Below are 24,189 nucleotides of genomic sequence, written 5' to 3' on the forward strand. Positions count from 1 at the left end.
AGAAAAGGGGTGCTATTTCCAGTCAAAATCTCTACCCAATAAAGCAAAGAGCTTTTGATTGTAAGGTCGATAAAACTCAGAGAGTTTGTCGTTGCTACTTTGCTCGGGTCGAGGAAACTTGATTGGGTTCTCATTGGCCTTTTCACCGTATTCAGGAATATCTATAACGGATAACCCCAAGAACTTTTGTACTCTTTCCAGAGTCGGCTGACGCCCTTTGAAATACTCAGCAGAATCTAGAATCAGAACATTTTCTTCGCCAAACCGTGCCATCCATTGCTCTACCGCTTTGTAATAAATACCCGTTTCCAATACGGGAAAACCACATGCTGATGTCATTGCTACACTGGGGAACAAATCCAAAGCTCTATCTATGTAGCTTTCAAAACTATCGAAATAAGGGGAATTCTCTAATCCCTTGCCACCTAAAAACATTTCCCACTTCCAATGCGTATAGGCTCTAGCAACAGGGTCTCTCAGAGTAATGATAATTTTCGACTCAGGATTGAGCTTATACAGCTGTTCCATCATCTCCATGTTATTTAGTTCAGGCTTAAGATAGCCACACCTTACCACCCCCCCACTTTGCCTCTCTAAACGCTCCTTTTCCCTGCGTGTTGGGTAAAATAGCTTTATGCGCTCAGTGCCTTTACAGCTGATCTCTTTTGCTAACGGGTGCATCACATTGGGGTGCATTTGCAGGTGCGTCACCAAATCGCTTGAACCGCTTTTAACTGGGCCTACAACAACATAATTGGGTGCGACTCTATCTTTGGAATACAAACCTCTGAGCAACAACCGCCAATTCGGAACTTTGGAAAAGTAGTAGCTCAGAAACTGATATTCCACTAACCCAAATAGAAGCTGCGTGGGGTTGTGAAACAGTGACTTACCTTGATATTTGCGTACACGATATTCGGTAGACAATTCAAATGCCCTAAAGAACTTTTTCAAGTTGCCACCAGCCATGCCATAACTCTTATCCGTCTGCATGTGCTTCCTCCCTACGATGTTTGCCAACAGCCTGATTATCTTCATGATTATCAGACGCCTGCTGCGTCAGCATGTCCTTCGTTAGCTCTTGTGCAACTTGGCCGTTTTCCATTTTCACTACCTTATCCGCAAGGTGAAAATATCGGTCATCATGAGTAATGACGATCACCATCTTGTTGAGGCGTTTTAACTCCGGCAAAATTTGGTAGTAGAATATATCTTTAAAGCTGGGATCTTGATCTGCGGCCCATTCATCAAACACATAGATTGTTCGGTCTTCAAGGTAAGTGACCAATAATGCAAGGCGTTTCTTCTGTCCGGCAGATAAATCTGTGGTTGAAAATACGCCATCATGAATGGTTACTTTTTCATCTAAGCCCAATTCTTTTAAGTTTTCAGCTGCGCGTTGATCAAGCTCATCTGGGGCTAAACCATATAGTTTTGTAAACAGATAAAAGTCTGAGTAGATAGCCGATATGCTTTGACGACAAGCCTCACGGTTAAGGTTCGTTACCGCTTGGTCGTCAAAGCAGATACTCCCCTTACTGGGAACGTAATGCAAAGAAAGTAATTTTGATAACGTTGTTTTACCAGAACCATTACCACCCACTAGATAGGTTACTTCGCCACGATGTAATGTTAAATCTACAGGGCCAAGATGAAACTCCTTATCCTCGCTGCTTTTTGCAGGATAGATATATTCAACACCTTTCACGTGTAATTGCTGACAATCTATCGCCTCAGACCAATCTGAAGTTTCTTCAATTGGCATTTCTTGCAATAACTTATCAAGCTTTTTCGCGGCAATACGCGCCATTATGATGTTATTTACCAAACTGGTGAGTGCAGCCATCGGACCGGTGATATACAGCAGCACCATCACAATTCCCTGAAGGTTGTTCTGAGACAAGCCATAGTAATTAGCCATGATGTAAGTCACGATACCTATTGCAAAAAAGCTAATCAGCGTGCCGTAGTTCATGCCCGCACTTAGATAAAATCGGCCTCGTTTTTGTGCTGCTCTGAACTTTTCTTCATAAGCATGAAGACTCTCTTCCAAGAACGCTTGTTTCTTTTGCTGGTTTAACTTAAGTTCCTTGGCACCATAAATAAGCCCTCGCATCCCTTCTTGAATACCATCGAAGCTATTACGTGATCGGGCCATATATTTCTGCCCAAAAAATAGCGGAATACGATACGTCAACGCACCAAATATGATGATCGCAACGATAAATAGAAACACTTCAAGTTTTAAGTACATCAAAAAGGCCAACATTCCAAACAACGTCGCTGATGCCACCAAAATATTTGGAAATACTGCTGCCCCTTCTGTCACACGCGCAATGTCATTGTTCATTGCCGTTAATATGCGCGACTGACCGATTTGCTCTAAACTCTGAATTGGTAGTTGAGACACTCGCTTATATAGCTTTTTGCGTAAACCCACCGTGGCGTCGATAGATGTTTGTGCAACCATGGTTTCAGATGTCACACGACATAGCAAAATGAACATCACTATTGAAAAATAGTAAAATGCTTGGGTAGGTGACGTGATTTCAAATGTGCCCAATAACCAGTATGAGGATTCAAACTCTGGTTGCATCAATCTACTCAATGCAGGCTGTAGCGACAGTAGTATTAAAGGTACGACAACGGCATACGCCATCCCCGCCAACGAGCCCAACAAAATAGAAAAGAATACTTTGTTGGGTGAAGTCGCTGTTAACAGCTTAAACAAACCTGTAGGTGAGTTCGCTTGATTGTCTTTCATTTTTAAGCTCCTTTTACACAGCTGCTATTGCGCGGGTTCTAATATCAGTGTGGATACTGATTGGTCGTCAGTATCTAACGACATTGGCCACAGCTTTAAATGCTTAAAAGGCGCAATGTTGTCGTCATAATGCTCGCTGATGACATTGCCACTTTGCCCAGTGCTATTTATAAAGCCACCCTTGTTCTTATTACCTAAATCAATAACTTGACGATAATTTCCAGTAGACACTGTGCGGTAACCATTATCTTCCGTGTAACCCCAGTTACCACTGTTTACGGTATAGCGATCACCGCCCCCTTCTATGGCGCGATCAAAGATAGAATTCCACAACTGCATGTTGGTAAACACGAGATGTGGAAAATAGCTTTCATGTACCTCTCCCCACGTTGCGTCTTTGCCAATTTGACGGTTAATTTCATCTATTGCCCCGTCCAATGCCAGAAGTGCTAACTCTTCACACGTTTCCGTTTCTTCTGTATTGATTCGGTCACACCAGTTGAATTTCACCGCACTGTTGTTATTAATGACCGCGTTTATAAACGTTGGCTTTAAGCGAGTTACAAAAGATTGCAAATTGTTTCCTCTGGCTTCATGCAAGATGTTTCCACGCAGCTCGTCACTGACCAATAAGCTGTTAAAGTGGCGCAACCATACTTCGTAGATGACCGCCTCTTGGCTTTGTCCAGAGACAACACCATCCCATCCCTTGAGTCTATCTATCGTGGTTTGTTGTTGCGTATTTTGTGGAGATAACCCTAAGAAAAACGGCAATAGCTGCTTAGTTTGCAAACTATCCACATTACCCTGAAGCGCGACAAAGTCCTCTGCCGTAATTTTCTTTCCTTGTTCGATCAAACCTTGAATGGTTGTATTAATACGCTCAGCGCGATAAGGCACAGCCCAAACATTTGAGATGAGATGAGGGTACTCTTCGCTATGATTCTTGTTATTTGCGTTTGCAACATATCCAATTTCGGGGTTGAACTGATGAGGTAACTCGTCGTTTGGAATGTATCCACTCCACTCATAACGCGAATTCCAGCCCGGTACAGGTAGTCGGCCGTTACTATGGTGGCGAATGGGAATGCTGCCTGCAGCAAAAAGTCCAATATCTCCGTTTTGGTCAGCATAAACAAAGTTCATAGCCGGTGCGACATAGCCGTCAAACGCCGATTTAAAGCTGTTCCAATCGCTTGCATAATTAATATTGAGAAAGCTTTGAAACGTTTTGTCTTGCTTTTCCAGTGCACTCCATCTAAACGCTAAGGGACGCTCTACTCGACCCATCGCATCACTTATCAATGGACCGTGGCGGGTTTTTCTAACTGGCCATTTGACGGCTGGGATAGGGTCGGTTAAAAATTGAGGAAAATCAGACCTAACATGGATAATTTCTTCTTCCACTTCCATGTCAAACCATTGGCCATCTACCTCATACTGGTTATCATCCAATGGATTGGTACGAACCACATATAAATCTTGCGCATCAGCAAGCATATTGGTGGTTCCCCAAGCAATCGATTCGTTTCTTCCCATCAAGACGATGGGGGCACCAGGATACGTCGCACCGGTTACACTGAGCTTGTCACCTTTAATCTCAGCGAGATACCAAATAGCGGGGATCTCTAGTCCCAAATGCGGATCACTCGCTAACAGTGGAAACCCGCTTTGAGTATACTTGCCTGATACCACCCAAGCATTACTGCCAGTTCCTTCCCCGCCTAAGTTAAATTGCGGCTGCATCTGGTTATTTTGCGCTAGTAGGCCCTCTATAACGCTCTCATCTAGCTGTGAAATCGCTTCCATATCTGAAAAGCGCTCTGCATTTACATTGGGCATTAGTTCATTTGCTTTTGCCACCCCGAGCTCTTTGATCAGTGCACTTAGTGTCAGCTCATTACCAAAGTTCAATGGCCCACCTAAGTTATATGCCATCAGTTTAACCAGAGTAATTGAATTAACAGGCTGCCATAGCTCAGGTTCAACATCTAACAGCTGAAATTCAAGCGGTAAGGTATGACCCTCCTTGACCCAAGCATTCACACCGTTGGCGTAAGACTCCAACACCTTGAGTGAATGCTCATCTAACGACTCTAAAGCAGACTCAGAAGCTCGCTTAAGGCCAAGCGTTCTCATAAACTTATCACTTTGCAGCGACTCTCGACCTAACACCTCACTTAAACGCCCAGTTGCTAGGCGCAGCGCGAAGTTCATTTGCCATAGTCTATCTTGTGCGTGCACATAACCTAACGCAAAGTAAGCATCATAATCATTATCGGCAAAGATATGCGGAATTGAGTTTTCATCTCGAACCACTTTGACGGATGAGTCAATGCCCGACAGACTAATAACCCCTTCTTCTTGCGGCAAACTTTTCAACAGCGAGCTGTAGCCGTAAACCAATAGCACCAATAAAGGAGCTACTATCCAAATTAAAAAACGAAATAGTAAAGGATGTGAGCGCATTTGCATGTCAATATTTCCTTATGAAGTCGCCTACACAGACGGACTTCAATTACACTGTTCCTTGGTGATAAAGACCCCAAAAGGATTTTGGGTTCCGTTATACAAGCCCTAAAAAGTAAACCAGTTCATCAAGTGATTGATAGAATCGGTCAATTTCTTCAGTTGTGTTGTAAATGTAAGCGGAGATACGTAGCACCTCGCCACCCATTTGCTGATCAACAATGGGCTGAGCGCACATGTGACCCGTTCGGCACATGATGCCGTAAGAGTCACTCAAAGACCTGGCGATATCTGATAAGTCCTCGCAACCTTTGATTCTTAAGCTACCAATAGCACAGCGATTTTTAGCACTTTTCGTCCCCAATAACTGAATATAATCTCGCGCTAGCGCGCCTTTAATAATTGCTTCAGTGAGTTCTTCTGTGTGTGCTAAAGATGCTTCTTCACCAAACTGCTTCAAATAGTTAAGTGCCGCACCAAAACCCAATGTCGATGCAATTGCGGGCGTGCCAGCTTCAAATCGATGGGGTATTTTTCGTTCTTGTGAGCCTTCCATATCAACCCAATCAACCATACCACCGCCGACAACCAGTGGACGTAGTTCATTCAGTCGAGCACTTTTTCCATATAAGCATCCAACCCCTGTTGGGCCTAGCATTTTATGAGCAGAAAAAGCAACAAAATCAACATCTAACTTAGAAACATCAATACGCAAATGAGGGTGAGGCATGGATTGTGCTGCATCAACGACTACAATTGCATCACATGCTTCTTTTGCAGCTTTAGTCATCTGATCGATAGGCGCAACTGTTCCCGTAACGTTTGAGCAATGTGTTAGTACTACGACCTTTGGTTTGAGTTTAAGCAGCTCATAGTAATGATCTAGATCTATACCACCTTCGTCATTTAGGTTAACCAGTCTTAAATCCGCTGCTCTTCGCCAAGGCAGCATTTGCGCGTGATGTGAGTCTAAGAAACCAACCACAATATCATCGGATTGAAGGTTTAAGCCATACGCAACCATGTTTAATGCTTCTGTCGTACCTTTGGTGAAGACTATTTCATTACCATAGGCACCTAAGTATTGTGCAATTGAATATCTAACTCGCTCATAAGAGTCGGATGCTTCTTCAGAAAGGTAATATTTCCCTCTGTGAATATTTACACCATTTTGTGAGTAATAATTAGACATCGCTTCGATTACCGAGCGTGGCTTCAAAGAGGTCGCAGCGCTATCCAAATAGGTAATTTTTTGTTCATCTATATGGCGTTCCAGAACAGGAAAGTCCGACTTACAACTTACTAAATCCATGATATTAACCTTCTTTTTTCATCTCTTACTGCAACGCTTGAAACGCATGACATAAATTTACCACCTCGATCTGCGGGTAAATAATTTGTGGTGGAGCAGTGGATGTTTCTTGTTTTTAAAGTGTCCTTGAGCATTTCAACTAGCTCATCTTCAAGTTGTTGTGTCCAAGCATCATTACTCATGTAATGGAAACTGAATTCATCATCGTCTAATTGGTTCATCTGATACATGTCTATCCATGGCGCAGGTCCAATCAGATCATCTAATTCTCTGGGCGTGATTAACGATCCATCATTGAGCCACAGTACATTTTTAACGCGCCCTTCATGACGAACCATAGGTGCAGAGTCCCCACATGGGCACGGCTCAGGACTCAAGCGATAAAGATCGCCAGTTGCATATCTAATATGAGGGGATAAACGGTCACCAAGCGTAGTGATGACCATCTCAGCCAACTCGCCAGGTTTGGCAAGTTGTCCATCTTTGATGAATTCAATATGGTAATCTTTGGTGTTAATGTGCTGATGGCCCGCTGGGCATTCGAAACCAATATAGCCCAACTCTGACATACCGAGCATATCTGCAAAGGCGACCTTGTCACCAAAACACTCTTTGATTTGGCGGCGTGCTACCTGTGTGCAGAGGGTGTACCCCGACATAATACAGAAGCCCTCTTTTTTGTGCGGTACTCTCCCCGCTTTTTTCATGGCTCGAATCAAAAATGCAAAGTGTGTTGGGTCAACAAATAGCAGGTGCGGATCGTACTGTTCTATCTCATCTAAAGCACGATGAATCATATGTTCTGGCGTTGTAAGCAAGTCATGGTATACCGGCAGCACCAATGTACCATCCGGCAACATGCGACTTTCCATCGTACTGTTGGGGTTAGCACATTCAACGTCCGAACAGTTTGGCGCTGCAAAGCGACAAGTACGTAGCTTTAATCCAGGCTTCCATAAAGACGAAAACGCTGGGTTAACTGAAATACAACTCGCTTGGCGCCTAGCGAGATCATATGACAATACCACACTCACTAATCTATCACCTTCTGTACCAGAACTTTGAAAGCGCATCACATAGGGGCTTTTCAAGTTATAACCAGAAGCGATTACCGATGCAGGGAACCCTTGGCGGTAATTCCGTTTAACTGTAGGTGGTATTTTTAATAGGTCACTGGGTTGAGTGATATCAGCTAAAGTTAGCCCAGCCTGATCAAGATGTTTTCTAAAGAAGCCTGTGTTGTTATACGCATAATCCAGCTCATTTTTTATTTTTTTAAAAGCCACGTCCACGACAATCGATTCCTTGATATAAATAAAATTATAAAATCGATACTATAACGTTTATTTTTTGAGAACAAGATGGTTATTAAAGTTTAATAAACGCCGAAATACTGTTAATATTGTTAATAATTAACTGTTGAAAATAACGAAATACTTATTTATTTAACAAAAAACAAATCGATAGAGCAATATAGAGACCTACAGCTCTAATGAAAAACATTTAAAGCATTGAATAATAAAGTTATTTTTTTAAATCACATTCGTATAATATATATAAAGCACAGCTATTATATTAAATTTCAATGCATTACATCCCTCCCTTAGACAAAAGGGTGAAGTCTACTCATTTCTTCAATAAAATTGGCTTCCCATAGCACCCACATTGTGAATTGTTGATTGCACTAGACATTTATATATTTGCAAATAGCAAAACTATCGATGTTAGATAAGCAAATGCGGAGCAAAATTTAACCAAGAAAGTTCATAATATAGGCAAAAATACCCATTAATCGCAGGTTAACTGTTCAGTAAGGTGTACACTTTGCGAGCACACTTAGGATTGTAGGTATGAATTATCATCAGGATAGACTTGCATAACATATATCTGTGGATTTCCTGCTGTGCTGTTTCCCAACATTTCAAAATAAAACTAGTACTTTTGTATAGTTATAGTCTAGGCTACGGGGCAAGAATAAATAAGCATTTTACAGCACGAACCAATACAGGCACAAATTACGCGTCATCTAAGTCGCAATATTGTTTGATTTTTCATTATTATAAAAAGCAGTTATCGGTCCCTAATTTTCTCACTTATCCGCTTTTTCATACATGTGTTAGCAATAATGATCAGGCAAACATGACCGTTACCAACGGCCAATTCGATGTCCAAAGTGCAACACATCAATATGCTAAGATATCCCTAACAATTGCTGCTGCAGCTCATGAACTTGATCACGCACTTTGGCAGCCTGTTCAAACTCTAAGTCACGGGCGTGTTGCATCATTTTCGCTTCAAGCTCCGCTATTTGTGCTGCTAACTGTTTAGGATCAGAATCAGCCATAGCCTCTTTTGGCTTTTTATGTAGCTTGGCTTTGGCAATATCTGCCTCTGACACCTCTTCGCCTGTGTCCATCACATCTGTGATCTTCTTAACCAAAGCTTGTGGCTCAATGCCATGCTTCTCGTTGTAAGCTTGCTGAATAGCACGACGGCGCTCCGTTTCATCTATCGCCTTACGCATAGACTTGGTGATCACATCGCCATACAAAATGGCTTTACCATTGAGGTGGCGAGCGGCACGCCCTATCGTCTGGATCAATGAACGAGCTGAACGTAAAAAACCCTCTTTGTCCGCATCTAAAATCGCAACCAAAGAAACCTCCGGCATATCCAAGCCTTCACGAAGTAAGTTAATACCTACTAGCACATCAAACACGCCTTTTCTGAGGTCACGAATGATCTCCATGCGCTCAACCGTGTCAATATCAGAGTGTAAATAACGTACCTTTACATCGTGATCGTTCAAATAATCCGTTAAGTCTTCCGCCATACGCTTGGTCAACGTTGTGACCAGCACGCGCTCTTGTTTTTCAACACGTAAATAAATCTCGGATAATAAATCGTCAACTTGCGTCGCGACTGGCCGCACTTCCAATTGTGGGTCTAGAAGCCCTGTCGGCCTGATAACCTGTTCCGCCACATCACCGTTTGACTTTTCCAGTTCAAAATCACCCGGTGTGGCAGATACATAAATAGTTTGTGGCGCTATGGCTTCAAATTCATCAAACTTGAGCGGTCGGTTGTCCATAGCTGAGGGCAAGCGAAACCCGTACTCAACCAAGTTTTCTTTGCGGCTTCTGTCGCCTTTATACATCGCCCCGATTTGCGACACAGTCACGTGTGACTCATCAATGATCATCAACGCATCATCTGGCAAATAGTCCAGTAATGTAGGTGGTGGCTCGCCCGGTGCTCGCCCTGATAAATAACGGCTGTAGTTCTCAATGCCTGAGCAATAACCAAGCTCGGTCATCATTTCAATATCGTACTGAGTACGTTGCGCGACACGCTGCTCTTCAACCAGTTTATTATTATCAAGTAGCTGTGCTCTGCGGTCTTTAAGTTCAACCTTAATTCTGTCAATGGCATCAAGGATCTTTTCCCGCGGCGTAACATAGTGCGTTTTTGGATAGATAGTGGCTCTTATCAGATGTTTTTCTACCGCCCCTGTGAGCGGGTCAAACATACTAATACGCTCAATTTCATCGTCGAACATTTCTACTCTAATCGCGTATGAATCCGATTCCGCTGGGAAGATATCTATTACTTCACCGCGAGCGCGATAGGTGCCTCGGCTAAAATCCAAATCATTGCGAGTATACTGTAGCTCAGCAAGACGTCTGAGCATGTCTCGTTGATCTATAGTGTCGCCCACTTTGAGCAACAACATCATTTTCATATACGAGTCTGGGTCGCCCAAACCATAAATCGCCGATACGGATGCAACAATGATGGTATCTCTGCGCTCTAGCAGTGCTTTGGTCGCTGACAAACGCATCTGCTCGATATGTTCATTAATCGAGGCATCTTTTTCTATAAATGTGTCGCTGGCAACCACATAGGCTTCTGGTTGATAATAGTCGTAGTAAGAGACGAAGTACTCAACGGCATTGTCAGGAAAAAACTCTTTCATTTCGCCATAAAGTTGAGCCGCCAACGTCTTGTTATGCGCCATGATAATGGTTGGTCGATTCAGGTTGCTGATGATGTTCGCCATAGTAAAGGTTTTACCTGTGCCTGTGGCTCCCAACAGAGTTTGATGTGCCAAACCCGCTTCCAAACCGTCACATAATTGAGCGATCGCTGTGGGCTGATCACCACTGGGAGAAAACTGCGATACTAGTTTAAACTCGTCACTCATCATGCAAACTCCTTTAGTGATGCATCATGCATTCTGGTCAGGTTATGATTAAACCACTGATATGCGACACAAGCCGTAACCAGATTACCAATTGCCGCACCGATAAATAAACCTGTTAAGTCTCCAACTAGCGACCCAACATACGCAAAAGGCACATAAAAAACAAACAGTCGAACCACACTCAAAATCAACGCATTCATTGGTTTATGTAATGCATTGAAAGATGAGTTCGTCAATATAATCATACCTTGTAAACCGTAGCTCAATGGCATGATATAGATAAACAATTCGATCACCCTCACAACTTCAGGTTCATTACCAAAAGTGCGGCTGATCAGCCCAGAAAAAATCAACAAAAGTAAATAAACCCCCAACTGCCATAGCAACACAAATTGAAGCGTTTTACGGTAGGCTTGCTTGACTCTATCATATTTACCAGCACCATAATTTTGGCTGACAAACGGTGGCAACGTCATAGACAGCGCTAACACCACTAAGCTTGCAATGGACTCAATACGACTGCCCACCCCAAATGCGGCCACGGCTTCCGGGCCATATCCGGCAACAATGGCGGTCATCACAGCCATTGCCATCGGAGTCAGCATGTTAGCCCCTGCAGCAGGAAAACCGATTTTTAGAATTTTACGGCTCGCACTTATCACACCTTGTTGCCCACCATGCAGACTTAATAAACGTTTTTTGATTGCCAATAAATATAAGATGATCACCACCGCGACCGCCCAAGCAATCACACTGGCAATCGCAGCCCCTTTTATGCCAAGTTCAGGAAACGGGCCAACACCAAATATTAGTAGAGGGTCTAACACTGCATTAATTAACCCCGCAAAGCCCATAATAAAGCTGGGTGTTTTGGTGTCACCGCTGGCACGCAGCACCGAGTTTCCTATCATCGGAGTTATCAAAAATACGCTACCTAAAAACCAGATGGAAATGTAGTCATAGATATAAGGCATTACCTGCGCGTTCGCACCGAGTAATTTAAAAGTAGGTTCAATAAGAGCGAACCCCATAGCCGAGAGAGAAAATACAAAAACCGCAGATATCAAAAGTGAAATCGTGGCATCAAATTTTGCTTCTTCTATTTTGTTAGCGCCAAGCGCCTTGGCTATTACCGCTGAGGTACCAATACCCAATCCGATAGCAAGGCTAATAACCGTAAATGTCACTGGGAAGGTAAAACTGACTGCCGCTAATTGTTCGGTGCCGAGTAAACTGATAAAGAATGTATCGACGATATTAAACATCATCAGTGTGATCATGCCGAAAATCATAGGGATGGTCATTCGTTTTAAAGTGACTGCAATGTCCCCGTTTAGGATATCATTGCCTTTATCTGGATTGTGCACTGACGACATAGTAATGTTTATTCTCCTATAGTGAGCCTGGCATTTTAGATCATCCCTGACTTTAAACCCAGTCAAATAACCTGAGATTTTGCCTCTCACCGATTACCATACACAAAATCAGGATCAAAGACATTTGCCTATGATAGACCGAGCTAGCGCTTAAAAATGTTCAAAACCCCCATAAATGACAAATTAGTTACACATTTAACAACCAAGAGTATTTTTTTTGCACAACAAAAGTGCGTTTTGGTCATAAAAAGTTCACTTATATCAAAAACTGCGCCAATAATAAGCGATTTTAGTAAAGCATTGATTTTATTATCAAAAAATAATTACATAAAAAATATTGAAATGCTTGGAGGGCACTATTTTCATAGCGTTGACACACTTCTTAAATATTAATAAACAATGTTATCCACAGATTCCGTGGATAACTCAATAAACACCAATAGAATAAGGGGCTGTAGAGAGATCATTTCTGACACCTTAATAATTGCAAGTTGATCTGACCGATCACAGCAACAAATTTTCGGCTTGATCTTTGTGGAAAAGCATCCACACGAACGTTCCTTTTATAGGCCCTTTTTATTCCACTTTACAGCATAAAAACATTACCACCTGATTAATAAGGAGTTTTAATATATGACGGAAAATCTATGCAGATTTACTCGCAGCCCTAGTCACAAAATCTCCATTAGGGCATAGATTGAGGACAATTTTCATCACTCTAGAGAGCGATCTTTTCTATAAGATCTTCAACTACATATTTGGATCTCAAAGAAAAGCTTATAAAATCCGCAGTTCGATGCTTTTTTAGCTCAAAAGCTTAATAATCACACATTTTGTGGATTTCGATTAATAATCAAACAACCTTACTCATCCCTTTTCTTATCTAGTGCTGTATCAGTGCAATAATTTTCAGCAAATCGGATAGAAAAGCAGCGAATGAGACAGTTTTTTAATTTTATGACGTTTTATTGGTTGACACCTTGCAAAGGGGTCATTAATATTTCGCCCCGTTGAGAGATACACGCTTCCCCCTTAGCTCAGTTGGTTAGAGCGACGGACTGTTAATCCGCAGGTCCCCCGTTCGAGTCGGGGAGGGGGAGCCAAATCTTTTAACGTAACGATTCCCCCTTAGCTCAGTTGGTTAGAGCGACGGACTGTTAATCCGCAGGTCCCCCGTTCGAGTCGGGGAGGGGGAGCCAATCGTTAATGTAATCGTTCCCCCTTAGCTCAGTTGGTTAGAGCGACGGACTGTTAATCCGCAGGTCCCCCGTTCGAGTCGGGGAGGGGGAGCCACATTACACTCTCTTCTTTATATATTGTTCCCCCTTAGCTCAGTTGGTTAGAGCGACGGACTGTTAATCCGCAGGTCCCCCGTTCGAGTCGGGGAGGGGGAGCCAATATCACTTTTAAATAGACATTCAAGCACTTTTGCACTACCCTACAACAGTTTAGATCCGTTCAAAAAGATTATGATTTTTGGCAGTTTTCTTCCCTCGTTGATAGATAAAAATAATGGCTGAATAATGGCTAGTTTCAAGAAACTCGTATTGTTACAATTTTTCTCATGGTTGATATTTTCACTCCTTGGCGTGTTATTTTTTGCATCGAGCTTCGACTCCGCAGTAAGTAAAGCACAGCAAAGTGCTCAAGCGATGGTTACTCAGTACATCCATGATAAAACGATGGCTGAAGTAACACCCCAACATATTCAGACCGCCCTTGCCGATGGCCAAGTCTTTTCGACGTTTATAGTCCGTAATTTTAACGGTGAAACAGTTTTAAATATTAGTGAGCCAAACTCATTACCAGTGTTAGCAAGTATTATAGAGTCAAGTATCAATGCGGTAAGACCTCAATTTGCTGTCAATAAAACCAAAGACATTAAAATTGAGTTTGTGATCAACGCACAAAGCCAAGGCCAACTCTTACAACAAACTATGTTACTGACATTTGCGGTGACTGCCCTATTGGCATTTATTCCAATCTTTTATATGCGCACCATATACCGTCGGCTGATCCGAAATGTAAGTACCACCGTGGCTGATGCCGTCGATGTCTATATTACCCGTAACCAAAACTCAGCAAACATTGACAGTGAGTTTGACACAGAAGAAATGCAATCTTTGGGTGCCGACCTTACGCCATCATTTAAACGCCTGGCACACTTTTTAAAGAGTAAAGAGCACGACATTAAAAGTGCTGCACAGAGTATTAAGCAAGAAGCTTATAAAGATGTGATCACAGGCCTTGGCAATCGCAATATGTTTGTTGAGTACTACGAGCACCATATCGAGTCAGCGACTAAGAAGACCTTTGGTAGTTTGGCCATGATCCGCTGCAGTGAGCTACAAATCATCAACCAGACACGCGGCTATCAAAAAGGTGACGAATACATCAAATCAGTATCTGACATCATTAAACATGTCAGCGGCACCTATACTGGTAGTCAGACTTTTAGGCTAAACAGCTCTGATTTCGCTGTATTGCTACCCAATGTGCCTTCTAAAGAAGCGGAACATTTCGGTGAGACATTACAATCTAGATTTACACAATTTCAGCAAAACCAAGAGCTTAGTTCTGTGGCAAATACAGGTATTGTGTCTTACGAATCAGGCAAGCCGCTAGGTGAGCTACTCTCTGTGGTTGATAACGCCATGAGCATGGCACAAAGCAAACAAGCCAATGCTTGGCACTTACAAAGAGAATCAGACCTTGTTAACAATGTAGGCGCCAGTTTTGGTAATCAAAACTGGCGTAAAGTGATCAGTGAAGTGATAAGCTCAAAGCGTGTTTCGCTGATGATGCAAAATATCATGCCAGTAGGTAAAAACACCAAAGCCTATGCCGAGATCCAAGCGCGCTTTAAAACCGAAGAAAATCAAATGCTGCCAACAGCCTCCTTTTTGGCGATGGCTGAAAAGCTCGAAATGGCCATTGATATTGACCGCTTGATCATTGATACCTCTTTGGAGCTCATCAAAACACGTAACTTTACCGAGAAATATTTTGGTATCAACGTTACCGCATCCAGCGCCCATAGCGACCAATTTGTGATTTGGCTAGAGCGCCGTTTACTCAAAGATGCCAACATCGCATCTAAACTTATATTCGAAGTGAGTGAGTTTGGCCTACAACAGAACATTAAAGCCAGTAAGCGCTTCATTGATATGGTTCACCGTGTTGGTGCACGCATTACGGTCGAGCGATTCGGTGTGGGTTTAACATCCTTCAAGTTTTTCAGAGACCTTAAACCTGATTTCATCAAGATGGATGCAAGTTATACCCGCGGCTTGGAAGAGGATAAGAACAATCAATACTTCATGCGCTTAATGGTCGATTTAGCACATAGGATTGGAGTAAATGTGTTTGCGGAGGGCGTTGAAACGCAAGAAGAAAAGCACATTATAGAAACGCTCTGCCTAGATGGCGTACAAGGCTACTACATCGAAAAGCCAAAGGAAATTTAGCGGCGCTGCCCTATTTTTCAAACAAGGCCATTTTATATGGCCTTGTTTGTTCTTGTATGTTGGACTAGTGTCAACATTTTAAGGCACATATGGCCTACCATAGCTTTTAATTCTGTGATTTTTTTATGATCTTAGCGCACAAAATTGCTAGAATCACGGCCATCTAAAACTCACCTCAGTTTTTAGCAAAAGGGGCTGCAATGACTGAATATATCATGTTGCTTATCGGTACTGTGCTGGTAAACAACTTTGTTCTGGTTCAATTTTTGGGACTTTGCCCATTTATGGGAGTCTCAGGAAAGTTAGACACAGCCGTGGGTATGTCTTTGGCAACCACGTTTGTGCTTACTTTAGCATCCGTAACCAGCTATTTAGTCAACCAATATATCCTGTTGCCACTGGAGCTAACCTTCTTAAGAACCATGAGTTTTATTTTAGTGATTGCCGTTGTGGTGCAATTTACTGAAATGGTGGTGCGCAAAACCAGCCCCACATTGTATCGACTATTAGGCATTTTCTTACCTTTGATAACCACAAACTGCGCTGTATTAGGTGTGGCATTATTGAATATTAAAAAGGATCACACTTTCATTGGCTCTGCGGTCTATGGGTTTGGTGCCGCTGTTGGTTTCTCTTTAGTATTGGTGTTATTTGCCGCGATGCGTGAACGACTTGCCGCGGCTGACGTGCCCACTCCTTTTAAAGGCGCTTCTATTGCGATGGTAACCGCAGGACTTATGTCGCTGGCCTTTATGGGCTTTTCTGGATTAGTGAAATTATAACTATGACTTTGTTTTATGCCTTAATCGCGCTGGGTTCTCTAGCGCTTATATTTGGACTGATACTTGGCTACGCTGCGGTCAAATACCGAGTTGAAAGCAACCCTATCGTTGATCAGGTTGATGCCATATTACCGCAAACACAATGTGGCCAGTGTGGTTACCCAGGTTGCCGTCCCTACGCAGAAGCCATCGCCAATGGTGATGAGATAAACAAATGCCCCCCAGGTGGTGAAGCCACGGTCAAAAAGCTGGCCGATTTAATGGGAGTTGAAGCTAAACCTTTAGCCGGCGGTGAAGAGGCTGAGCCTGTAAAAACAGTAGCGTATATTAGAGAAGATGAGTGTATTGGTTGTACAAAGTGTATTCAAGCCTGTCCGGTCGATGCCATTGTCGGGGCAACAAGACAAATGCATACGGTCATTGATGACGAATGTACTGGCTGTGATTTATGTGTAGAGCCCTGCCCTGTTGATTGTATTGACATGCTACCCGTTGAACAAACTAAGCAAACTTGGAAATGGCAATTGGACGCCATTGCCATTAAACAAATAGATTAAGAGGTTTAAGTGGACTCGTTACTTGAACAAATTGAACGTGGCACCTTGTGGCAATTCCCTGGGGGCGTTCACCCACCTCAGCAAAAGTCGCTTTCAAATCAGCAACCTATTGCAAGGTTGCCACTGCCAGATAAGCTTGTACTACCTCTTAAACAGCACATAGGTGCCAATGGTCAGTTATTAGTTAATGTCGGTGATAAAGTATTAAAAGGCCAAGCTCTTACTAAGCCCACTGCCAACTGGTCACTGCCAGTACACGCCCCCACATCAGGTGAGGTCATTGAAATTAAACCAATGCCTTCGGCACACCCGTCAGCATTGCCAGAGCTGAGCATTGTGATGACGCCAGATGGCAACGACACATGGTGTGAACTGAGCCCTGTTAGTGACTTAAACAAGCTTGACCATAAAACACTGATCGATCTTTTACACAATGCGGGCATTGCCGGCATGGGCGGTGCGGGTTTTCCAACCTATGTTAAAGCCGACAGCCATCAGCCGATTGAGTTTCTAGTTGTTAATGGCGTAGAATGTGAGCCGTATATCACAGCCGATGACCTTTTGATGCGTGAGCATGCACAAGAAATAGTGCAAGGCATTGAAGTTATGCAGCAACTGCTCAAACCTCAGCGCGTCTTGATTGGTATCGAAGATAACAAGCCAGAAGCTATTGCGGCGATGAAGCGGGCAAGCGCCCATAACACTGCGATTCTAGTGCGAGCCATTCCAACAAAATACCCGTCTGGTGGTGAAAAGCAACTTATCCGCGTGCTCACTTCAAAAGAAGTACCAAGTACAGGGATCCCTGCGGATATTGGTGTACTGGTACAAAACGTAGGCACCTTGTTTGCTATTAGCGAAGCGATTTATAAAGGAAAACCGCTGATTGAGCGAGTGGTGAGCGTCACGGGCAACACCATTGGCAAACCACAAAACGTCTGGGCGTTGATTGGTACTGAAATCAAGCACCTACTTGATTGCCAAGGCTTTACGCCTGTACTTGAACAGCGTGTCGTGATGGGCGGTCCCATGATGGGCTTTACACTTCCTACCGTGCGCATTCCTGTGATAAAAACCACTAACTGTATCTTAGCGCCAGACAATCAAGAATTAGCTGAGCCTGGCGATGAAAAAGCCTGTATTCGTTGTAGCGCTTGTGCCGATGCCTGTCCGCAAAGTTTGCTTCCACAACAGTTACAGTGGTTTGCTAAAAGCAAAGACTACGACAAACTAGAAGCCTATAACCTATTTGATTGTATCGAGTGTGGCGCCTGCTCATATGTGTGCCCGAGCGAAATCCCGCTGGTGCAATATTATCGGGTTGCAAAAGCCGAGATCCGTGAGCAGAAACTCGATCAGATCAAGGCAGAGCGTGCAAAAGAACGTTTTGAAGCACGTAAAGAGCGTTTGGAGCGTGAGCAGCAAGAAAGACAAAACAGACATAAGCGCTCGACTTCCCGTTCGGCCAAACCTGACGCAGAAAAAGCAAAAGTGGCTGATGCACTTGCTAGAGTAAAACAAAAGCAAGGTGATAAATCGGCGGTACAAGCAGCAATTGAACGAGCAAAAGCGAAAAAGGCCGCGGACGGTAGTTTAGAGCCAGATAACAGCGAAGTTGCACTCGAACGCGCACTACGCAAAGAGCAAGCTCGACTGTACAAAGAACAAAAGACAAGTGAAGATGCACCTTTAGCTGAAAATGCTAAAGAAGACAGTGGTAAAAAAGATGCGGTTACCGCTGCGATTGCGCGCGCTAAAGCGAAAAAAGCCGCACAACAGGGCGAGCAAGAAAACGGGCAGCCGCAGCCACAAGCCTCTGAACCTGAAACGAAAAAGTCGGATGACGACCCGCGTAAAGCCGCGGTAGCCGCTGCAATTGCGCGTGCCAAAGCAAAAAAAGCCGCACAACAGGGCGAGCAAGAAAATGAACAGCCGCAGCCACCAGCGTCTGAACCTGAAACGAAAAAGTCGGATGACGACCCGCGTAAAGCCGCGGTAGCCGCTGCAATTGCGCGTGCCAAAGCGAAAAAAGCCGCACAACAGGGCGAGCAAGAAAATGAACAGCCGCAGCAACCAGCGTCTGAATCTGAAACACCAACGTCGGATGACGACGACCCGCGTAAAGCCGCGGTAGCCGCTGCAATTGCGCGTGCCAAAGCGAAAAAAGCAGCTAAACAGGCGGAGCAAGAAAATGAACAGCCACAGACATCGACTTCTGAATCTGAAACACAAAAGCCGGATGACGACGACCCGCGTAAAGCCGCGGTAGCCGCTGCGATTGCTCGCGCCAAAGCGAAAAAGGCCGCAAAGCAGGCTGAGCAGGAAAATGAACAGCCGCAGCAAGAGCAGAGCGTTCAAGACGCGGGGTCAACAGACGCAACACCACAAACGCCAGAGCAAAAACGTCAAGCTGCCATCAAAGCCGCCGTCGCTAAAGCCAAGGCTAAGAAACAAGCCAAAGAACAAGAAGGAAATGATCCGTCATGAAACTAAGCATGGCCTCATCACCACACAATCACAGCCAAAAAAACCTGAGTAGGCTGATGCTTACTGTTATCGCCGCCTGTATTCCTGGCATTATTGCGCAGTGTTACTTCTTTGGTTTTGGCGTCATCGTACAGTTAATGTTAGCGCTTATTACCGCAAGCCTCAGTGAAGCCTTTATGCTAAGTGTTCGCAAACGACCGGTTTGGCCAGCTTTGAGTGATGGCAGTGCTTGGCTAACGGCGGTGTTGCTGGCTATCAGTATTCCACCGCTTGCGCCGTGGTGGATTGTTGTTATCGGCACCGTTTTTGCCATTGTTATGGTTAAACAACTCTACGGTGGACTGGGTTTTAATTTATTTAACCCTGCCATGGCGGCCTATGTATTGTTACTAGTCTCATTCCCAGTACAGATGACCAGCTGGACACCCGTCAGCAGTTTGTTGGCTCAGCCTCTAAATCTTATGGATCAAGCCTCACTCATTTTCTTTGAATACTCAGCCAATCACACAGACCTTATCGGCGCATTGACCTCTGTGGATGGCACCACCATGGCAACGCCACTTGATACGGTTAAAACTGCTGTATCACAAAACTTGACCGTGGATGAAGCCATGATGGGTAAGCAGTTTAGCGCCTATGCAGGCATTGGCTGGATGTGGGTCAATCTCGCTTTCTTAGTCGGCGGCCTGTTTTTATTAAAAACCAAGGTGATTAATTGGCATATACCCGTTGCAATGCTTGCTACACTCGCCTTTTGTTCAGCCATTGGCTTTATTCTTGCGCCAGGCAGCCATGCTGGCAGCCTGTTTCACCTGCTTAGCGGCGCAACCATGTTGGGGGCATTTTTTATCGCCACCGACCCTGTATCAGCCTCGACCACCAATCGTGGTAGATTGATTTATGGCGCATGCATTGGCTTGTTGGTATACCTGATCCGCAACTACGGGGGCTACCCTGATGCCGTTGCTTTTGCGGTGTTAATTATGAACATGGCAGTGCCTTTGATAGATCATTACACGCAACCGCGTACCTATGGTCATGGAGCAGCAAAATGATAGCGCAATCTATGTATCGAAATGGGGCGATTTTAACCGCCTTTGCACTGGTAACCACAGGTGGTGTAGCCGTAGTACAGTCGATGACCGCTGAGCGTATCGCACTACAGGAAAAACAACACCTAATGCAACTACTCGGGCAAGTTTTAAGCGCTGATGAGTATGACAACAAGCTTTATCTGGACTGCACCAGCAGCAATGCACCAGAGCTTGGCCCCGGTTCGCCACATATTATTTATCGTGCAACTAAAGCAGGAGAACCCGCAGCTCTGTTAGTTCGCCACGTCACACCAAAAGGTTACAGCGGTAACATTGACATTCTAACGGCCGTTAAAGCCGATGGCAGTATTAGTGGGGTGCGTGTCACTCGTCATGAAGAAACCCCTGGCCTTGGTGATAAGGTGGAACTTGCTAAGTCAGATTGGATCACAAGCTTTAATGGCCTAACCATTAACGCTGATAACGCCAAACAATTTGCAGTCAAAAAAGACGGCGGTCAGTTTGACCAGTTTACGGGGGCCACTATCACGCCACGCGCTGTTGTTGCTTCGGTGAAACAAGCAGTTGAATATACACAGCAAAACTTCGATGCATTATTTGCAGGCAAAAACCTGTGCGCAGGAGATGTACAATGAGCGATATGAAAACCTTGTTCAAAGAAGGTATGTGGGCAAACAACCCCGCCCTTGTACAATTATTAGGGTTGTGTCCTCTGTTGGCAGTAACCAGCACGATTACCAATGCCCTTGGGTTGGGGCTGGCGACCTTGTTGGTATTGGTAGGCTCAAATGTCACCGTTTCTGTGGTGCGTAATTGGGTGCCGAAAGACATTCGTATCCCCGTGTTTGTCATGATCATCGCCGCATTTGTGACCATCGTTCAACTGCTGATGAACGCCTATACCTTTGGCTTATATCAATCCCTTGGCATCTTTATCCCCTTGATTGTAACCAACTGCGCCATCATTGGCCGTGCTGAGGCTTTCGCCTCTAAAAACAACCCCTTACTTAGCGCTTGGGACGGTGTCATGATGGGCCTAGGTTTTGCCATTGTCCTCATCGTACTAGGCACCATGCGCGAATTGATCGGTCAAGGCACCCTGTTTGATGGTGCAGATCTGTTACTGGGCCCATGGGCGGCCAATTTGCGCGTGGAAATATTCCAGTTTGATAGCCAGTTCTTGGTGGCAATTTTACCTCCCGGAGCGTTCTTAGGCTTAGGCCTGCTGATCGCCGCTAAAAATGTGATTGATGCACAAATTAAAGCCAAAGCCGCACCTTCTTCAGAACCTGAAAAGGCACCCAGAGCACGTGTTACCAGTTTAACGTAAAAGAATAAGAAGCAGTTATGAACAAACAAAAACGTATTGAAATACTCACCCGCCTGCGCGATGACAATCCGCACCCTGAAACCGAGCTTGAGTACTCATCGCCGTTTGAATTGTTAGTAGCCGTTACCCTCTCTGCGCAGGCCACTGATGTGGGGGTCAACAAGGCCACCCGCAAGCTGTTTCCTGTTGCCAATACACCACAGGGCATTTTAGATTTAGGTCTTGAGGGTCTACGGGATTACATAAAAACCATTGGCCTGTTTAACTCAAAAGCAAACAACGTCTACAAGATGTGCCAAATTTTGGTTGAAAGGCATGGTAGCGAAGTACCCGAAAACCGCGAAGCTCTAGAGGCATTACCTGGGGTTGGCAGAAAAACCGCCAATGTAGTACTGAACACCGCCTTCGGCTGGCCCACCATTGCCGTTGATACTCATATTTTTCGCGTTTCAAACCGTACCAAGTTTGCCATGGGTAAAGATGTGGTAGAGGTGGAAAAGAAGCTTGAAAAAGTCGTACCTAAGGAGTTCAAGGTGGATGTGCATCACTGGCTGATTCTACACGGCCGCTATGTGTGTACCGCCCGCAAGCCCAAGTGTGGCTCGTGTTTGATTGAAGACTTATGTGAGTTTAAGGATAAAGTCGATAGCTAATATCAGCGTGAGAATATGGACAATAACCTAATTGCTAGTTGGCAAGCAGAATATAGTCGCACATCATCAACCGTTATCATTCCCGATGGTTGCCGCGACTTGATAGTAAAAACACTCGGAAATGGTAAGCCAAATTGGTTCGTTTCTGAGCTGTTTGATAGCTCCGAGTTAGTCCAAATAGAAGCGAATAGCCAGTGGGTTGGGTTTCGTTTAAGTCCAGGCGCACAAATTAAAGAGCAAGCGCTACTAGAATACATTGAAGCTAAACAATGTCATGCGCAAGATGTAGAGAGTTTTATTGGCGAGTTTGTTTCCTCTGAAAGCTCCATTGAAGAAGCTTTGGAATGCTTTGCCTGCGACACAGGGTCTATAAAACAAAGCGCAGCCCAACTTGGAGTCAGTGTCAGAACCTTGCAGCGACTGGTTTTGCATAAAACAAACAGAACGCCTAGTTATTGGTTGCAGTTAGCTAGACTTAGAAAAGCAGCTCGAAGCTTAACACACAGCACGCTTTTGGCTGATGTAGCCCATAACCATGGTTTTTCTGATCAATCCCATATGAATAGAGAGTTTCAACGCTGGCTTGGGCTGACACCAGTACAGCTTTTAAGCTCTCCAGCTATCATCAAGCAGCTCAATAGCAAAGGCTACGCTTAAGACCTGACAGGCGTACATATTTCAACTAAAAAGCCATTATTCTCCGTTACATAAGCGATTGTCTGACCCCAAGGCATTTGTGTTATATCTTGTACAAGTGACGCCCCAGCATCCAGCGCATTAGCAAGTGCTGCCTCTACATCATCAGTTTCAAAAGCTATCTCAAATGTCGGGGCTTTAGGGTTAGGTTCTGCGGGACGCTTGCCTAACTCATTCATTAGCTTCAAAGAGGAAAAGGAAAGTGTTGTACTACCTGTATCTAATTCCCCATAATCTCCACTTTCATGCAGCATTTTCTTTTTCAATCCGAATGCCTTTTCATAAAAGCTGAAAGTTTCACTGACATTTTCAACATACAGTATCGTGTATTTAAATTTCAAGGTATTGCCCTCTTGTCGATTAAAGTCTCAATAACGCTACAGATAGGTGTGCTGCTTGTCTTGAACAATTGCGACAATCCTTAAACTAAATGTGCTACCACGATAATTTGGTAACCGACCGGCCATGATAGCCATATAACTTTTCAAACATACCTAAAGCTTATGACTGAACATTTTTATCGTACGCTTTACGCGCTTTATTGATTTTTGCATGGTGTTCATCGGCCCATGTAACTAGCTGATATAAAGGTTTTACTATCCCTTTTCCCATGGCAGTCAACTCATACTCAACCCGTGCTGGTACTTCAGGGAATACCGTTCTTTTGACATAACCTTCACGCTCTAAGTCTCGTAGCGTTTGCGTTAGCATCCGCTGTGAGATCCCTATGATTCTAGACTTCAAAGCGTTGAACCGCTCAGCGCCGTCCACCAAAGCAAATAAGATTAACATTGACCATTTATCTCCAATTTGCGCAATCACATTGCGAATTGGACATGTCTCGTCATTATAAAACTTTCGTCTTTCTTTAATGTTTTTTTCAGCCACCCATTTTTCCTTAACTATCTGTTTTATTTAAAAATATACCTCGATTAGGTTACCTATTTGTGCCTAGGGTAGGTTTGTGTGCCTAATTGCAAGGTAAGTTACTAATAATTACTATAGTCTCACTTAGTAACCAAGTCGAATTTTAGGAA

Annotated in this window: 18 protein-coding genes and 4 tRNA genes; 13 read left to right on the forward strand and 9 right to left on the reverse strand. The window is 44.0% G+C overall.

Going from position 1 to position 24,189, the window contains the following annotated elements:
- Nucleotides 1-12 precede the first annotated feature (12 nt).
- The 7 genes from BET10_RS18420 to BET10_RS18450 all read right to left on the reverse strand — a co-directional run bounded on the left by BET10_RS18420 (nucleotide 13) and on the right by BET10_RS18450 (nucleotide 12,125).
- Nucleotides 13-993: a sulfotransferase domain-containing protein gene (locus tag BET10_RS18420; protein ID WP_070987165.1), complete on the reverse strand. Its 981-nt coding sequence runs from the start codon at nucleotides 991-993 to the stop codon at nucleotides 13-15.
- On the reverse strand, nucleotides 980-2,764 hold the full coding sequence (locus BET10_RS18425; protein WP_070987167.1) for a cyclic peptide export ABC transporter: 1,785 nt from the start codon (nucleotides 2,762-2,764) through the stop codon (nucleotides 980-982). Before BET10_RS18425 ends, BET10_RS18420 begins: the two co-directional genes overlap by 14 nt.
- 24 nt (nucleotides 2,765-2,788) lie before the next feature.
- A complete protein-coding gene (locus tag BET10_RS18430; RefSeq protein ID WP_083330611.1) occupies nucleotides 2,789-5,239 on the reverse strand; it encodes a penicillin acylase family protein in 2,451 nt (816 codons plus the stop codon).
- Nucleotides 5,240-5,330: 91 nt separating this feature from the next.
- Complete coding sequence (locus BET10_RS18435; protein WP_070987169.1) at nucleotides 5,331-6,545, reverse strand: aminotransferase class V-fold PLP-dependent enzyme; 1,215 nt, start codon at nucleotides 6,543-6,545, stop codon at nucleotides 5,331-5,333.
- The gene (locus BET10_RS18440) at nucleotides 6,536-7,837 is read right to left on the reverse strand and encodes a phenylacetate--CoA ligase family protein (RefSeq protein WP_175442917.1); all 1,302 of its coding nucleotides are present in this window, start codon (nucleotides 7,835-7,837) and stop codon (nucleotides 6,536-6,538) included. Before BET10_RS18440 ends, BET10_RS18435 begins: the two co-directional genes overlap by 10 nt.
- Before the next feature lie 899 nt (nucleotides 7,838-8,736).
- Nucleotides 8,737-10,749, reverse strand: coding sequence for an excinuclease ABC subunit UvrB (uvrB, locus tag BET10_RS18445; RefSeq protein ID WP_070987437.1), 2,013 nt, complete (start codon nucleotides 10,747-10,749; stop codon nucleotides 8,737-8,739).
- Nucleotides 10,749-12,125 (reverse strand): MATE family efflux transporter, encoded by a 1,377-nt coding sequence (locus BET10_RS18450; RefSeq protein WP_070987174.1) that lies wholly within the window; start codon nucleotides 12,123-12,125, stop codon nucleotides 10,749-10,751. The genes uvrB and BET10_RS18450 overlap by 1 nt, the downstream gene beginning before the upstream one ends.
- A gap of 1,026 nt (nucleotides 12,126-13,151) precedes the next feature.
- Here BET10_RS18450 and BET10_RS18460 point away from each other — a divergent pair.
- The 13 genes from BET10_RS18460 (at nucleotide 13,152) to BET10_RS18520 (ending at nucleotide 23,113) form a co-directional block, all read left to right on the forward strand.
- Nucleotides 13,152-13,228, forward strand: a tRNA-Asn gene (locus tag BET10_RS18460).
- 19 nt (nucleotides 13,229-13,247) lie between these two features.
- Nucleotides 13,248-13,324: transfer RNA gene (locus BET10_RS18465), tRNA-Asn, on the forward strand.
- Between the two features lie 17 nt (nucleotides 13,325-13,341).
- A tRNA-Asn gene (locus BET10_RS18470) sits at nucleotides 13,342-13,418 on the forward strand.
- Nucleotides 13,419-13,445: 27 nt separating this feature from the next.
- A tRNA-Asn gene (locus tag BET10_RS18475) sits at nucleotides 13,446-13,522 on the forward strand.
- A gap of 126 nt (nucleotides 13,523-13,648) precedes the next feature.
- Nucleotides 13,649-15,592 (forward strand): EAL domain-containing protein, encoded by a 1,944-nt coding sequence (locus BET10_RS18480; RefSeq protein ID WP_070987178.1) that lies wholly within the window; start codon nucleotides 13,649-13,651, stop codon nucleotides 15,590-15,592.
- A gap of 200 nt (nucleotides 15,593-15,792) precedes the next feature.
- Nucleotides 15,793-16,374, forward strand: a complete 582-nt coding sequence (gene rsxA, locus BET10_RS18485; protein WP_070987180.1) for an electron transport complex subunit RsxA — start codon at nucleotides 15,793-15,795, stop codon at nucleotides 16,372-16,374.
- 2 nt (nucleotides 16,375-16,376) lie between these two features.
- Nucleotides 16,377-16,931, forward strand: a complete 555-nt coding sequence (rsxB, locus tag BET10_RS18490) for an electron transport complex subunit RsxB (RefSeq protein ID WP_070987182.1) — start codon at nucleotides 16,377-16,379, stop codon at nucleotides 16,929-16,931.
- A gap of 9 nt (nucleotides 16,932-16,940) precedes the next feature.
- Nucleotides 16,941-19,418: an electron transport complex subunit RsxC gene (gene rsxC, locus BET10_RS18495; RefSeq protein WP_070987184.1), complete on the forward strand. Its 2,478-nt coding sequence runs from the start codon at nucleotides 16,941-16,943 to the stop codon at nucleotides 19,416-19,418.
- Complete coding sequence (rsxD, locus tag BET10_RS18500) at nucleotides 19,415-20,473, forward strand: electron transport complex subunit RsxD (RefSeq protein WP_070987187.1); 1,059 nt, start codon at nucleotides 19,415-19,417, stop codon at nucleotides 20,471-20,473. Before rsxC ends, rsxD begins: the two co-directional genes overlap by 4 nt.
- Nucleotides 20,470-21,108, forward strand: a complete 639-nt coding sequence (gene rsxG / locus BET10_RS18505) for an electron transport complex subunit RsxG (RefSeq protein ID WP_070987189.1) — start codon at nucleotides 20,470-20,472, stop codon at nucleotides 21,106-21,108. Before rsxD ends, rsxG begins: the two co-directional genes overlap by 4 nt.
- A complete protein-coding gene (locus BET10_RS18510) occupies nucleotides 21,105-21,803 on the forward strand; it encodes an electron transport complex subunit E (RefSeq protein WP_070987191.1) in 699 nt (232 codons plus the stop codon). Before rsxG ends, BET10_RS18510 begins: the two co-directional genes overlap by 4 nt.
- Before the next feature lie 17 nt (nucleotides 21,804-21,820).
- On the forward strand, nucleotides 21,821-22,456 hold the full coding sequence (gene nth / locus BET10_RS18515) for an endonuclease III (RefSeq protein ID WP_070987193.1): 636 nt from the start codon (nucleotides 21,821-21,823) through the stop codon (nucleotides 22,454-22,456).
- 15 nt (nucleotides 22,457-22,471) lie between these two features.
- Entirely contained in the window at nucleotides 22,472-23,113 is a 642-nt protein-coding gene (locus BET10_RS18520) for a helix-turn-helix domain-containing protein (protein ID WP_070987195.1), read from the forward strand.
- On the opposite strand, the gene BET10_RS18525 is transcribed toward BET10_RS18520, so the two are convergent.
- Nucleotides 23,110-23,493 (reverse strand): VOC family protein, encoded by a 384-nt coding sequence (locus BET10_RS18525; RefSeq protein ID WP_070987196.1) that lies wholly within the window; start codon nucleotides 23,491-23,493, stop codon nucleotides 23,110-23,112. The genes BET10_RS18520 and BET10_RS18525 overlap by 4 nt on opposite strands.
- Nucleotides 23,494-23,653: 160 nt before the next feature.
- Nucleotides 23,654-24,040 (reverse strand): winged helix-turn-helix transcriptional regulator, encoded by a 387-nt coding sequence (locus BET10_RS18530; protein ID WP_070987199.1) that lies wholly within the window; start codon nucleotides 24,038-24,040, stop codon nucleotides 23,654-23,656.
- Between the last annotated feature and the right edge of the window lie 149 nt (nucleotides 24,041-24,189).

The organism is Pseudoalteromonas amylolytica (genome assembly GCF_001854605.1).
In the GTDB taxonomy this organism is placed as follows: domain Bacteria; phylum Pseudomonadota; class Gammaproteobacteria; order Enterobacterales; family Alteromonadaceae; genus Pseudoalteromonas; species Pseudoalteromonas amylolytica.